The 14,136-nt window shown below is 61.9% G+C and carries 7 protein-coding genes; 2 read left to right on the forward strand and 5 right to left on the reverse strand.

The genetic code is table 11. The features are described from left to right. The first annotated feature begins 44 nt into the window (after positions 1-44). Positions 45-1,643 (forward strand): L-lactate permease, encoded by a 1,599-nt coding sequence (locus HB633_RS06980; protein WP_213777394.1) that lies wholly within the window; start codon positions 45-47, stop codon positions 1,641-1,643. 16 nt (positions 1,644-1,659) lie between these two features. On the opposite strand, the gene arfB is transcribed toward HB633_RS06980, so the two are convergent. The 4 genes from arfB to recC are packed head-to-tail and all read right to left on the reverse strand — an operon-like array spanning position 1,660 to position 11,109. Beyond that, complete coding sequence (gene arfB / locus HB633_RS06985) at positions 1,660-2,064, reverse strand: alternative ribosome rescue aminoacyl-tRNA hydrolase ArfB (RefSeq protein WP_213777687.1); 405 nt, start codon at positions 2,062-2,064, stop codon at positions 1,660-1,662. A 5-nt stretch (positions 2,065-2,069) separates the two neighbouring features. After that, on the reverse strand, positions 2,070-4,037 hold the full coding sequence (locus tag HB633_RS06990) for an AAA family ATPase (RefSeq protein ID WP_213777395.1): 1,968 nt from the start codon (positions 4,035-4,037) through the stop codon (positions 2,070-2,072). Continuing rightward, positions 4,034-7,711, reverse strand: coding sequence for an exodeoxyribonuclease V subunit beta (gene recB / locus HB633_RS06995; protein ID WP_213777396.1), 3,678 nt, complete (start codon positions 7,709-7,711; stop codon positions 4,034-4,036). The genes HB633_RS06990 and recB overlap by 4 nt, the downstream gene beginning before the upstream one ends. Next, complete coding sequence (gene recC, locus HB633_RS07000) at positions 7,708-11,109, reverse strand: exodeoxyribonuclease V subunit gamma (protein WP_213777397.1); 3,402 nt, start codon at positions 11,107-11,109, stop codon at positions 7,708-7,710. Before recC ends, recB begins: the two co-directional genes overlap by 4 nt. Before the next feature lie 224 nt (positions 11,110-11,333). Here recC and HB633_RS07005 point away from each other — a divergent pair, with 224 nt between their 5' ends. Next, on the forward strand, positions 11,334-13,817 hold the full coding sequence (locus HB633_RS07005) for an FUSC family protein (RefSeq protein ID WP_213777398.1): 2,484 nt from the start codon (positions 11,334-11,336) through the stop codon (positions 13,815-13,817). A 21-nt stretch (positions 13,818-13,838) separates the two neighbouring features. On the opposite strand, the gene HB633_RS07010 is transcribed toward HB633_RS07005, so the two are convergent. Continuing rightward, positions 13,839-14,045: a hypothetical protein gene (locus tag HB633_RS07010; RefSeq protein WP_213777399.1), complete on the reverse strand. Its 207-nt coding sequence runs from the start codon at positions 14,043-14,045 to the stop codon at positions 13,839-13,841. Positions 14,046-14,136 lie beyond the last annotated feature (91 nt).

A 14,136-nucleotide genomic window follows, 5' to 3' on the forward strand; every position in this document is an offset into this window, starting at 1 on the left:
CGGAACCGCCGCGCGTCCTTCAAAAATAAAAACCAGGAGACGTTATGTTCCATCAGATTCTGACGCCAGTCGGCGGGTCGCTCGGCTGGTCCTTCCTCGTGGCGGCATTGCCTATTGTTGTCGTGCTCGTGTTGCTCGGATGGGCGCGCAGGCCTGCGTGGCAGGCATCGCTTGCCGGACTCGTTGTTGGAATCGTGGTCGCGATTGCCGTGTGGCACTTTCCGGTGGGACTTGCCATCGACTCAGTGGCGGCGGGCGCGGTCTTCGCCGTATGGCCCGTGATGTGGATCGTGTTCGCGGCGATCCTGCTTTACAACATCGCTCAACGCTCCGGGCGTTTCGAAGCGTTTCGCATGTGGATGATCGATAACCTGCCAAATGACCGGCGCATCGTACTGGTGGTGATCGGATTTTCTTTCGGCGCGTTGCTCGAGGGCATTTCCGGCTTCGGCACGCCAATCGCGATCACCAGTTCGCTGCTGATCCTGCTCGGCTTTCCAACCCTCGAAGCGCTGACGTTCACGCTGATCTTCAATACCGCGCCAGTTGCGTTCGGCGCGCTCGGTGTGCCGATCACCGTGCTCGGCGCCGTCACCCATCTTCCCACCGATGCCCTCGCGAAGATGGTCGGCCGCCAGTTGCCGTTCTTCGCGCTGATGCTGCCGTTCTACGTGATCGGCGTGTATGCGGGCTTTCGCAACATGCTCAAGATATGGCCCGTGTTGCTCGTCGCCGGCGGGACCTTTGCGCTCACGCAATTCGTGACATCGAACTTCATCAGCTACGCGCTCACCGACGTGTTGTCCTCACTCGTCTCGCTCATCCTGACGATCGCGTTCCTGCGAGTCTGGAAGCCGGCACCCGACGAACGCTTCGCCGTGAACGTGGATCGCGTCGCGCAGACGCGCGGGCAACTCTCTGGCGGACATGGCTGGATACCGTGGATCGTGGTGTCGGTGGTCGTGATCGTATGGACGGTGGCGAAGGTCTTCATGATCGGCGATGTAAAAGTGGCCTGGCCGGGACTCGACAAAGCGGTCTTCATCACGCTCTACAACCAGCCTTACGCCGCGATCTGGGATTTCCAGCCGCTTGCCACAGGCACGGCGATCCTGGTTGCAGCCATCATTACCGCGTTGATCGTAAAGTTGCCGGCGCGTGAATTCGGTGCATCGATTGCCGATACCTGGATTCAGACGCGCATCGCAATCCTGACTGTGGCGACGATCGTCGGGCTCGCTTACCTGATGAACTACTCCGGCATGAACTACACACTGGGACTGGGCGTGGCGTCCGTGGGCGCGTTTTTCCCGCTGGTCTCGGCATTTCTCGGCTGGGTTGCGGTGTTCCTGTCCGGCAGCGATACATCCGGCAATGCTCTTTTCGGCAATCTGCAAGTGGTCGCGGCGCGCCAGCTCAACCTCAATCCGATCCTCATGGCCGCGACCAACTCGTCGGGCGGCGTGATGGGGAAAATGATCTCGCCGCAAAACATCTCGACGGGCGTTGCCACCACGGAACTCAAGGGCAAGGAAGGCGTGGTGTTCGCCAAGACGTTCAAGCATTCAATCCTGCTGACCGTGCTGCTCGGCTTGCTCGTCTGGCTGCAGCAAAACGTGCTGACGTGGATGATTCCTCATTGAAACTGCTGGCAACGTTTTAATCTCCCACCACCCGTCCGCGCGTCGCTTTCACGGCGCCGCGGCGAACCTTTCCCTCGACTCTTCTTACCTGCGATGCACGCGTTGGTTTTGTCGCCACACGCGTGCGTCGGACGATGCTCACGCGCTGGATCATCTCGTCGAGCCGGGCAAGCGCAGCTGCACGATTCATGTCCTGCGTCCGATGTTCCTGCGACTTGATGATGATCACCCCGTCCCGCGTGATACGGCTGTCGCGCAACGCAAGAAGACGCATCTTGATCGACTCCGGCAACGACGACGCGCGAATATCAAAGCGCAAGTGGATTGCACTCGATACCTTGTTAACGTTCTGCCCGCCCGCGCCCTGCGCGCGCACCGCGATCAGCTCGACTTCGTTCGGCTGGATTACATAGTCGATCAGGTAGTTCACGATGCCGCCTCCACAATGCGCGCCGCCAGTCCCGAGTCACGCCGCGTCGGCGTCTGGACGGCCTGAGCGAAAACCGCTGCCGAACCGACCACATCGACGCGGCTGCGCGCACGCGTGATCGCCGTATAAACCAGTTCCCGCGACAACACCCGGCCGAACGCGCTCGGCAATACGAGCGCGGCGTGATCGAATTCCGAGCCTTGCGATTTGTGAACCGTCAACGCGAAAGCCGTATCGTGCGGCGGCAACGCGGCGGGCGATACGGCGCGCAACGTGCCGTCGGCCAGACGGAAGCAGACCTGCATTGCACCGCCCGGCGCCGGCAGCGCAATGCCCACGTCGCCATTGAAAACGCCGAGCGCGTAGTCGTTGCGCGTGACGATCACCGGCCGGCCCGCGAACCATTGCGCGCCCGCGCCCAGCGTCACCGATGCCGCCGCTCCCACCCACGCCGACACACGAGCATTGATTTCATCGACGCCGCGTGGCCCGTGGCGCGTTGCTGCGAGCACGCGGAAGCGGTTGAGTGCATCGAATAGCGGCGCCGCGTTGCTGCCCGTCGCCAGCGCTTCGGCGAGTGCCCTTGCGTAGGGTTCGAAGCCAGCGTTGAGCAATGCGAATGTGCGGTCGGAGAGATGCTGACCGGCGTCACTGATGAACGACGCACTGCCTTCGGCCGCCAACGTTGCAAGCGCTTCGTCCACCGAACCGCCGCGAATGGCAACCGACAGCTTGCCGATATCCGATTCGAGCCCGAACCGGTAGTTCCGCTGCAGCCAAACCACGCAATCGGTCAGTGGACTTTGCGCTTCAGCCATCACGATGGCAGGCGCGGAAGGATGCCAGTCGAGTTCGGCATAGGCCTCGTCATCCGACATGGGATACCAGACGGGCTCGACGTCCGGCATGAGCGGCGCGTGATCTTCTTCAGCGCCCGGCAATTCAGCGATAAACCGTTCCACCGGCACCGACAACGCCCCGGCAATCCGCTCCGCGCTCTGCTGGCTGAAAACCGGTCGCGCGCTCAATTCCGCGAACACGGCGCCCGCTTCCACGGCCGCCAGTTGGTCCTTGTCGCCCAGCATGATGAGGCGCGCATCCGGCGCGACCGCTTCGAGCAGATGCGCGGCCAGCGCGACATCGATCATGGATGCTTCGTCGATCACGATCACGTCGAACGGAAGAGGATTATCCCGATGATGCCGGAAGCGCCCGTTCACCTGCGTGCCAAGCAGCCGCTGCAACGTGAACGATGTATTGGGCAGGCGCGCTGCCAGCTCGGGCGGCAGATCGCCGGCGCGTTCGGCCAAGGCTTCCTGCATACGCTGCGCGGCCTTGCCCGTGGGCGCAGCAAGTGCAACGCGCAAACCCGGGTTCTGGTCGAGCAAACACGCAAGCACGCCGACGACGGTTGTTGTCTTGCCCGTTCCCGGTCCGCCGCTGACGATCGTCAGGCGTCCCGACAACGCGACCATCGCCGCTACGCGCTGCCAGTCGATGCCATCGCCGGCGTTTTTCGAGGCCGAAAAGTAACGCCCCACTCGCGCTTTCAACTCGTCCGGATCCATCGAGGTGAAATCCGTCTTGGACCGCTCGACCAACGCACGCGCGAGCCGCCGTTCGTAATCGAAATAACGCGCAAGATAGATGCGCTGACCGGAATCGATGACAAGTGGCAACAAGTCCGCAGCCGCTTCTTTCCCATCGCACGCAACGCCACTCGCAAGCAAAGCCGTGCGCACGATGCCGGGCTGTTCTCCGTAGCGCCGCGCCAGTGCATCGAGCGCAATGCACACGTGGCCCTGCGTCGTCGCCCGGCTCACCGCGAACGCGGCGCGCTGCGCCCAGCGGGTGTTGCCGGCATCGCGTTGAAGGCGCTTCGATAACACGCCGATCCTGCGCGCGAAACCATCGGCGAGCGCCAGGCTTTCGTCGGGGATGAGATTCTGATCCGGCGCGTTCATGCAGCGACTCCCTGCATCAGGTGGTCGAGCGCCTCGATCAATTCGAACGACGGCTTGCCGACATGCACGCCGGCGGGTTTGCCGCTGTCGCGCCATTCCGGGCGCACGCCGCGAATGAACAAATACAAATACCCGCCAATGTGCCGTTCGAACGCGTAATCGCGCAACCGGATCTTCAGATAACGATGCAGCGCGACCACGTAAAAGAGCGCCTGCAGGTGATAGGCGTGCGAGGCCATCGCGGCGTCGAGCGACGGACTCGCGTAATCAGCGGGCGTCAAGCCAAGATGATTCGACTTCCAATCGATGATCCAGAAGCGGCCTTCGTGTTCCACGATCATGTCGATAAACCCTTTCACAAAACCGCGCAACGTCGCGGCTTCAAGTGCGACATCAGGGAAACCGTGCGCTACGAGCACACGCCGCAATGCCGCGAAATCAAGCGATTGCGCCGGGAACAGGAACTCGAGTTCGTTCATGCGGCGCTTGGGTGGAATCATGTCGAGGCGCATGCCCGGCACGAGTTCGGTTTTGACCGTGTCTGTCAGGACACGCGACATCATCAAGGGAAGATCCGTGTCAGGCGCATCGAAGGCGGAAAGCGGGACGGGATGTTCGTGCAAGGCTTTCTTGATTGCGTCACGCCATGTTTGCGCGTCCGTGAAATCCGCCAGCTCGTACATTCTGTGGAGACACTCACCCGCCGACGGTCCGCGCGGGAACGACAAGAAATCGTCGGGATCGAGCGGAACTGGAGTCTCGGGCGGTTGAGGCTCGGCCGACACGATTGCGTCGATGCGGCCGTCGTGGTCCGGGCGTTCATCGGCGGCTTGCGGCTGGTTCGATTCCTCGCGCGCGCCGGCGGCGATCATCGAACTGAAACTCGCGGTACGCCAGCTATCGCGCAACACTCGACGGCTTGTTCGCGACTCGGGCGCAAACGCGGCATCGCGGCGCACGATCAATGGTTCGCGGACCTCGATGACCGGCAAGGGCTCGACTGAAATCGATCCGGTCGCGAGCGCTTGCCAGGCGCCGATCACATCGTCCTCTTCAGGCGGCTCGGCAAGCCAGTCGCCGAACTCGCGGCCCGCGCCCGCCACCAGCCAGTTGAGCACGCTGCGGCGTGACTCCTTCGCCGACTTGCCGATCAGATACACGCCGCCCACCACATAACACCGGTACACCGCGCGCGTCAGCGCGACGTACGCGAGCCGTGCGCGTTCGGCTGCCTGCTCGCGGGTGGCGAGCCCTGAAGCGCGCTCGCCTTCTTCGTCCGTATAGCCGTAGTGCAGGACGGCCGAGCCGTCGTCGTGATACTCGCGGGCATCGGGAAGTCCTGAAGAGGGTTGATCACGCAATGCGCCATCGTTCAGGAATGGACAGAACACGACCGCGTATTCGAGGCCCTTCGATTTATGCACCGTCACGATTTGCACGAGATTGCGGTCCGACTCGAGCCGCAATTGCGCGTCTTCTCCGCCGCCTTGCTCGGCACGTTGCGCGGCGAGCCAGCGCAGCGTTGGCGCAATGCCCGGTTGCACCGCGCCGCGCGCCTGAATCAGCTCGGCGAGATGATTGACGTTCGTCAGGCGCCGTTCGCCGTCCGGACCGATAACCAGCCGCTGCGCGATGAACAACTCGCGCGCGAGCGTGCGCCACATGACCGCGAAGCCGCGCTCGTGCCACAACATCCTGTATCGGGAAAATCGTTCGACCCAGCTCATGGCGTCAGCCGAAGTTTCGACGGTCTCGCTATGTTCCATGTTCCATAGCGCGGTTGCATCCAGGCCAAGCCAGTCGGTTGCAAGCGCGGCGCGAAGACGACGCAAGTCGCCGGGGGTATCGATAGCCGCGAGCACGCGCTCGATCTGCTCGGCATCGAGCGTGCCGAACACCGATGCCTGCGCGAGTTCCACGCTGCCCACACCCCAGTTCGCAAGCACCCGTTTGACGAGACTGCCCTGCCGGTGCGTCTGCACGAGCACGGCAATCTGTCCTGGCGACAACGGCTTTTCGCCTATCAGGACTTCGCCGTTCTGCGCGCCGCGCAACAAGCGCACGATCTCGGCAGCGCACGCCTCGGCGGCTTGCCGGTTAGCGTTCGTCTTCGACAACACCGATTCACCTTGCGGCAAGAGCCACACGCAAAAGTCGGCGGTATCGGAATACGCGGCTGAAGGCGTGTTATCGATTAACGGTTCGCGCTCGCGTGTCCCCGCGCGCACGGGTTGATACGTCAGGCCATCAAGAATGAAGGCCGACGGATTTACACTGAAAATGCGATTGCAGGCATCGATGATCGGCGCCGTGGAACGCTGATTGACCGCAAGCGTGTATCTCGCGGATGCCTCTTTGCGCGCCTTCAAATACGTATGTAAATCCGCCGCGCGAAAACTGTAGATGGCCTGCTTCGGATCGCCAACAAGAAAGAGCGGCCCTTGCGGCGCGAAGATCCTGCTGAAAATGGCGAACTGCAGCGGATCGGTATCCTGGAATTCATCGATCAACGCAGCCGGATAACGCGCACGAAGGGCATCGGCGAGCCACGGATTGGCTTCGAGCGCCTCGTACAGGTTGGACAACAAGTCGTCGAAGGAGACCACCCGGCGCGTGCGTTTGCGCGCTGCCAGTTCGAGCGGCGCGTAGTCGAGCCATTCGCGCACGATCCCGAGCCACGCTGCGCGCTGCGCCGCTTCCGCGGCCGCAGCGGCTGCGGCAAGTGTCTCTGCATGCTCAAAGAACGCATGTGAGGGCGGCTCGTTCTTGACCTTCGTGCCTTTCTTCAACGCGCTCGCGGTCAGCTTCAGCGCTTCCTTCGGCGGCGCGGCGTGACAGTCGTTATCGGCGAAATAATCGGACCATGCGGAAATCGCGGCATCGATCAACGCGCGCTTGTGCGTGGTCTTGCTGAGCTTCGCTTCGGCATCCACGAGCAGTTGCACGATTGAATCGCGCTCTGCATGCCAGAGCGCGCACGCGGTATCGAACAATGCTCGCGCATCTTCCCGCGCGCCCGCTTCCAGTTCGCCCCAGCGCAGCGCCGCGAGCGGTTTTTTCAAGCGGCGCGAGAGTTGCGCGTCGAGCGATGCCGGCCCCGCGCCCTTGCTCACGAGCCATGCGGCAAAAGACGGATCGCGCGCCGCCGCGGGTTCGATCCGTTCACGCCAGAAGTCCGCCGCCATTTCGAACCGCAACGCGCTGTCGTCGGCTTCCAGTTCGAACGCGAACGGCATGGTCGCGGCGAACGGCGCTTCCTGCAACGCGCGCTGGCAAAACGCGTGGATGGTGTGGATGGCGGCTTGATCGAACGTGTGCAGCGCGATTTGAATACGCTTGAGCGCCTCTTCCGGATCGACGCGCTCGAGCGTTGTTTCAAACAGGCGCTCGATGAACGCGTCACCCGCCGAGTCGCTCGTTTCCATTGCGTGCGCGATCTGCACGAGCCGCGAGCGAATGCGCTCATGCAACTCGGCCGTGGCCGCCTTCGTGAAAGTGACGACGAGGATCGCATCAGCTGCGAGCTTCTTTTCAAGCAGCAGCCGTACATAAAGCGCGCAGATATTCCACGTCTTCCCTGTTCCCGCCGATGCCTCGATCTGGTTCACGCCATCGAGCGAACATTCGAAGACATCGAGTTCGTCGATAGTCATTGTTGTTTGCGTATCCATCATGCGTCGCTCCGCATGTGCTGCTTCAGCGGCTCGAAAACGATACGAGCAAGCGTGGCGAAGGTTTCATCGAGTCGCAGCAAGTCCGCGCCGCGAAACGCGATGCGTAATGCAGGATCGTCCGACTCGCCGCGCGTTCTATCCGATACCCACACGCCCTGCGCCTTGGACTCGCTCTCGGTTACCCACGTCCACGCGCTCTTGGGGAAAAATCGCAAGGGCAAGCGCCGCCCTGCGCGATACAAAGCCGCAAGTGTCGCGAGATGTGCATGAGGATCAGCAACAGGCATCAATTCGAAACCGCTCGATTGCGCGCCGCGTCCATGCCATACAGTGCGTCGCGGTCCATCGGGCAGCGCGGCGCAATACGCGAGATGGGCAAGCCACGCGGAAAGGTAATCGCGCGCACGCGGGACGTCGTACCGGTAAATGATCTGGCCTTCGTCGGTCAGCAAATTCAGGGTGCCGTGAATTTGCATTGGCTGAACGGCATCCGGTTGCAAGGCGGCGTCGTGGCGGCCGAACAGCTCGCCATTGGGCTCGCCGTTCGGCCAGCGCGGCATGATGTCCAGCGCAAAAGGCAAATGCGACGCGCCTTCTTCCGTTGCGATTCGAACGCGGTTGGCAAGCGAATGCAACGCGCCGATCTCGCGCGATTGCCATACGCCGCCGGTCGCGCCACCTGGCATTTCGGGACTCGCACGCGCGACTCGCCGAGCACGATCGAGCGCGCGAGCTTCACTGTCAGCGGTGAGCGCGAGCAGCGACGGCAGCACACGATCGGCAAGTGCCGCGCGGCCATGATATTCGAGCTCGAACGGTTCGGTGTCGCCGAGTTCGGTTTCAGCATCGAACAATGCGATGCCGAGACGATCTCGCAAGATTGCACGCGCCGGATGGCGCCAGAAACGCTCGAAGTCATCAAAGGCGATAGGTTCGACGTCTTCCGCCGGCAACGGCACACTGAAGAATCTGACAGACGGTTCAGTCTTGCCAAGCACCAGCGTTCGCGCGAGTTCTGCACGCTCAGGCTCGTAAGTGAACAATGGCTCACTGAAGTACTCGGGCGCGAACGGTTGCAGCGGATGCTCGAATACGAACCGGCTGCGAGCCGCTTCGAGTTCTTTCGGCGATGCATCCTTGCCGGCCAAAGTTTCTGCCAGATGATCGAGCAGCTCATCGATCAACGCAGCGGGTGGCAGCGCGGCGTTGTCGCGAATGCTGCGTCCCGTGTAGGCGATCATCAATCGATCGCGAGCCGACAATAGCAAATCGAGGAACAGGTTACGTTCGTCGTCGCGACGTTGACGGTCCCCCAACTTGCCGAAACTCGCCATCAAGTCGAATTCGTCGGCGCGCGCGAGACTTGGCAACATGCCGTCGTCCATGCCGAGCAAGCAAATCACGCGATACGGCAAGCCGCGCAAACTCGTCAGCGACGAAAACGTCACGCCGCCCCAAGGCACGCCGCCACGCGCGGCGTCGTCGAGCGCATCGGTCAGCGCCGTGCGCAGGACATCGGCGGAAATTTCCGTTTCGGCCGCGCCCTCGTTCATCGAAAGCATCAGCGAGTCGAGCGTTGCGCGCACGTCGGCGATCGAATCCGCGAATGGCAGGCCTGCGTCGAAGAATTGCGTGAGCGCGTCGAGCAGCGTTTGCGTCCAGGCCGCAGGCGTGCGCGGTATGGCGACGCGCTCACCGAAGGCATCGATGTCGTCGATAAAACGCGTCAGCCTGCCAAGCAATTCCGAATCCGATCCGTGCGCGCCCTCGACGGGAAGCCATTCGTCGACGGGAGCGCCACCATCGGGCAACGCATAACCGAGGAAAAGCCGCGTCAGCGCATCGGAGAACGTGTGGCGAGCAGCGGGAACATCCTCGCCGGTGACTGCCAAAGGCGCGAGACCACGGCGCGCACCCGCCGCCGCCAGCCATGTCTGCGCGGTTTCGAGCGCGACGGCATCGATGCCATAGCGCGCCGCAACGGCATCCACCCGCAGCCATTCGATCAGCTCGGGCGCGCCCACGCTGCGCTCGGGCAACGCAAGCCAATCTAGCAGCACGCGCGCGACCGGATTCGCCTGTGATGGCGGCAACCCCGTGATCCGATACGGAATCCGGCGGCGCTCACCGGCCACGCCGGCCGGCGCCGTGCCGAACACGCCATCGATAAGCGGCCCGGCCGCGGCCAGATCCGGGAACGCCACGAGCACGTCCGAGGGCTGGAGCCCGTCGACCTCGTCGAACCATCCCAGCAAGCGGTCATGCAGTACTTCGAGCTGACGCGACAAGCTGTGGCAAACATGGATCTCGATCCCGGGTTCGAGCGAAAGCGCGTCATCCGGTTCCGACTGCTCGCCGAGATCAAGGATGGCGTTCTGCACATGCGCCAGCCAGGTCGGTGCGGCATTGTGCTCGAAATGACTGGCTTCCCGCGATGCCGCGCTTTCCGTCAACTCATGCAGCATATGCAGTTGAGCCTGGGTCTGGCGGCCCCATTCGGCAAGCAGCGGATGTCCGACCTCCTGGAAATCCAGCTTGCCGGCAAGTTCGAGTTGCTCTACCCGCGCCTCGCTGACGATATCGAACCAGAATTCGCGGCACGGGTTGATGGCGTAAATACGAACGTCTATCCAGCGCGACAATTCGCGCAAAAGTGCAATATGCAGCGGCGGCATGGTCGGCAAAGCGAACACGCTCACGCGCTCGGGCCACTCGGCTTTCATCACGGCGTCGAGGTCGAGTTTCGGCGATTCGGTCAGGAACTTGTATGCGGGCGGCGTGGGGTCGCCTGCCTCGGTGTCGAGCGCGAGGTCGGCAAGAAGCGCGCGCCACAACTTAGCCTGCCAGCGTTCGTCTTCGCGCTGGATCGCTGTTGCATTTGGCAAGCGTGGACCGTTCGCATCGATCGCCCCGCCGGCCGACGCCAGGATCGAACCGCCCGCCTGCCAGTGCTGCAGCCATTCCGGCCGGTATGTCAGATAGTGGTCGAACACCGTCGCGATTCGGCGGGCGAGTTCGTAGCGCATGGAATCGTCGGCGGCATCGAGGTACGCATGTAGCCGCGACGCCCCCTCGGGCGCCACGTCGGAAAGTTCGCCAAGCAGCCGAAAGCAGCGCCACACCAGCCGGTCTGGCGCGAAAGGCGAATGCTCGGGCACATGCAACACGCCGCCAATACGCGCCCACAGCCATTGCGCCAGATAGCACAAGTCCACGTTTGCGCAGATCTCGAAGCGCGCCGCCATGTCGAGTTCCAGCCGCCTGCGCACGGCGGCGCTCGGCACGATGATGGTCTGGCTTGCAAACGGATTGCCGTCGTTGAGCGCGAACGCGGCGACGTCGTCCAGCAACGCCTGCGACAGCGTTTCATGACGGTTCGAATAGAAAAGTTCGAGCATGGATCCTGCTAGTTGAGCGTGAAAGGCAACGGCTCGTTCGGCAAAAGCCAGGGACGTGTCGCGAGGTGAAACAACAGGATAGCAAAGGCCGTTCTCCCCGGCGATTCGACCGAACGGCCTAGGTTTCGACGCTGTCGAGTTGGGTTAGACTCGAAGCCACAATGAAAGGCGGGTCCGCGAGCCTCATATGGCAAACGGGACCACGCCGGGAAATTAGGAAGTCGATGCGTTACTCGCTAGAGATCAGAAAATTCATTTATAGCCAGTACTTTTTCGGCGGCTTGCGCATCGCGCTCGGCGTCTCGCTGCCGGCCGTACTGATGTTGACTATTTTTCACAACCGCGAACTCGGCTTCACGATAGCGACCGGAGCATTGGGCGCGTGCGTGGTCGATATGCCGGGCCCGCTGAAGTACAAGCACAACGAGATGCTGGCGTGCACGGTGATCGGATTCTTGTCGGCGCTTGCTACCGGAATTGCGAGCGCGAACGTGGTGACGTTGTGGTTGACCGTCGTGCCGCTCACGTTCGTGTTGTCGCTGATCGTGGTGTACGGCAACCGCTGGCCGCAGATCAGCTTCGCCACGCTCTTCATGATGATCGTGACGCTGGAAGAGCATTTCACGCCGATGCAGGCCTTGATCTATGCGTCGTGGATCCTGCTCGGCGGCCTCTGGTACACGTATTGGGCAACGTTCGTGAGCCGCTGGATGGTGTATCGGATCGAACGGCAGGCGCTCGCGGAAAGCGTCTTCAGCTGCGCCGAATATCTGCTCGCACGTTCCGAGTTCTACGATCTCGACACGAATATTGACGAGTGTTATCGAAAGCTGATTGAAAAGCAGATTCAGGCAGTCGAACGCCAGGACGCAGCACGCGACATCGTGCTGCGCAACCTGCCGAAGTTGCGCAGCGGCAAGCTCGATCCACGCCGTGCCATGCTCTTCAACCTGTTCATCAACGCAGTGGATCTGCATGAGATGTTCGTGGGCGCGCACACGGATTATCCGCTCGTGCGCAACACCTTCGGCGGCGCGGACATCCTGGTCTTCTATCGCGACCTGATGCGAAAGTCCGCGCTCGACCTGGAAGACATTGGTCTAGCCGTGCTGCAGAACCGGCCGGCGCGCCCGAAGATCAACGTGAAAGCGGAGTTGCGCGCGATCGAGTACGAGCTCGATCAAATGCGCAAACATGAGGTTCCGCAGAAAAATCCGGAGGCGTATTCGGCGGTGTCGTCGGCGTTCCGGCGGTTATGGAGCGCGACTCGTCTCATCGATAAAATGCGGCGCCAGACGCGACATGACCCAGCCATTACTGAAACGGAAATTCGAGTCGATCCGAAGCTCGCGCGTTTCGTGTCGAGCCGGCGCGTGCCGTTCATGCAGATTTTCTCGAACCTGACAATGTCGTCGCCGAGCTTTCGTCATGCGCTGCGGGTGACGATTGCGGTTGGTATCGGCTTCTGGCTCGGGCGTTTGCTGCCGCTCACCAACGCATACTGGATCGTGATGACCACGGTCATCATTCTCAAGCCAGGCTATTCGCTCACCAAGCAGCGAAACGTACAGCGGATCATTGGCACGGCGATTGGATGCACGGCCTGCGTCGGCCTGATTTTCGTGGTGAAGGATCCGCATGTGCTGCTGGTGGCCATGTTCGCCTGCATGGTGATGAGCTATAGCCTCCTGCTCTTCAACTACACGGCAAGCGTTGTGTTCACATCGGCTTATGTGCTGCTGATGCTGCACTTGCTCGCGCCGGGCGGAATGCGCCTGATCGGCGAACGGGCAATCGATACCGCCGTGGGCTGCGCCATCGCCATTGCCGCGAGCCATCTGTTTCCGTACTGGGAATACCGGCTGATGGGCAAGCAAGTGCACGACATGATCGGCGCAATGCGCAATTACCTCGAAGCGAGCTGGTGGTGGACGGGCAAACCGGCCACGCAGGAAACAAAGAACGCGGCAGCGAACCCGAATGTTTTCGCCGACTCCAATGCGCCAACCGCTGAAGCCACTACAGCGGCGCTGGCAAGGGCGGAGACGCCTGCCTTGGCGTTATCGGCGGAGGCTGAAAACTCGCCGATGCCCACAACCACAGGGCAAGCTCCTGCTCCGAGCGCTAGCACCGCCAAACCCAAACCGGTGACAGGCGAAAGCACTGCGGCGACCGCGCAGTCGGGGGCGTCTGCAGCGGCGGCCGAAGCGGCGTCGGCACTGGACAGCGATTTCAAATACCGCCTCGCACGCAAGAACGTGCACATTGCATTCGCAAATCTCGGCCAGGCTTTTCAGCGCATGATGCTCGAGCCGAAAGCGCAGCAAAAATTCGTTCCCGAGCTCAACGACCTGCTGGTGCGCAGTCACGTGCTTGCATCCCAGATCACGGCCGCGGGGCCTTTGCTGCAATCCGTGGGGAAATCCGCGGCGGGTCACGCCGCCCAACCGGTTCAACGCGCGTTGAGCGTGATTCGCGACAATTTAACGCAGGCGCAAGACGGCGTGCCGGCGCCCGACGACCAAGCCGAGCAATCGAAGCAACTGACAGTCGAACTGGATTCAATGGTGGTCGGCGCGGAACGCGCGGAAGATATTCCGTCCGACGCCGTTCAGGACCTGAAGCTTCTGGCGCATCAGTGCAAGCAGATGCTGACGGCCTCGTTTCTGATTCGCAAGGACGCGAGCCTCATCAATTTGCCGGAGTGAACGACGCGCGACCCGACGCCCTTATTGTGAAGCGCCCGTAGAAGGAACGGCAGGTACCGTGGTACTCGATGCAGGCGTTGCGTTTTCATGCTCGTAGTCGCGCTTTTCGCGGATCGCGTTGAAGAACAGTGTTCCGATCACAAGCAGCACCACGACCACAATAAGAATGCTGATCGCGAAAGTAGGGTTCCTGCGCGTCGGGGCCTGTTTGCGGCGGTCATCGGTCATGAAAATCGAGGCTCTTTTTTTTGAGATTGGACGAAGCGCACGATCTTACCCGACACTGATTTCAGATGGATTGCGGCGCCCGCCTCCGAGA

The sequence above is a fragment of the Caballeronia sp. dw_276 genome (assembly GCF_018449635.1).
In the GTDB taxonomy this organism is placed as follows: Bacteria; Pseudomonadota; Gammaproteobacteria; order Burkholderiales; family Burkholderiaceae; genus Caballeronia.

Coding starts and splice junctions, on each gene's coding strand:
- HB633_RS06980 (WP_213777394.1), top strand. CDS start 45: ATGTTCCATCAGATTCTGACGCCAGTCGGCGGGTCGCTCGGCTGGTCC.
- HB633_RS06990 (WP_213777395.1), bottom strand. CDS start 4,037: ATGAACGCGCCGGATCAGAATCTCATCCCCGACGAAAGCCTGGCGCTC.
- recB (WP_213777396.1), bottom strand. CDS start 7,711: ATGATGGATACGCAAACAACAATGACTATCGACGAACTCGATGTCTTC.
- recC (WP_213777397.1), bottom strand. CDS start 11,109: ATGCTCGAACTTTTCTATTCGAACCGTCATGAAACGCTGTCGCAGGCG.
- HB633_RS07005 (WP_213777398.1), top strand. CDS start 11,334: ATGCGTTACTCGCTAGAGATCAGAAAATTCATTTATAGCCAGTACTTT.
- HB633_RS07010 (WP_213777399.1), bottom strand. CDS start 14,045: ATGACCGATGACCGCCGCAAACAGGCCCCGACGCGCAGGAACCCTACT.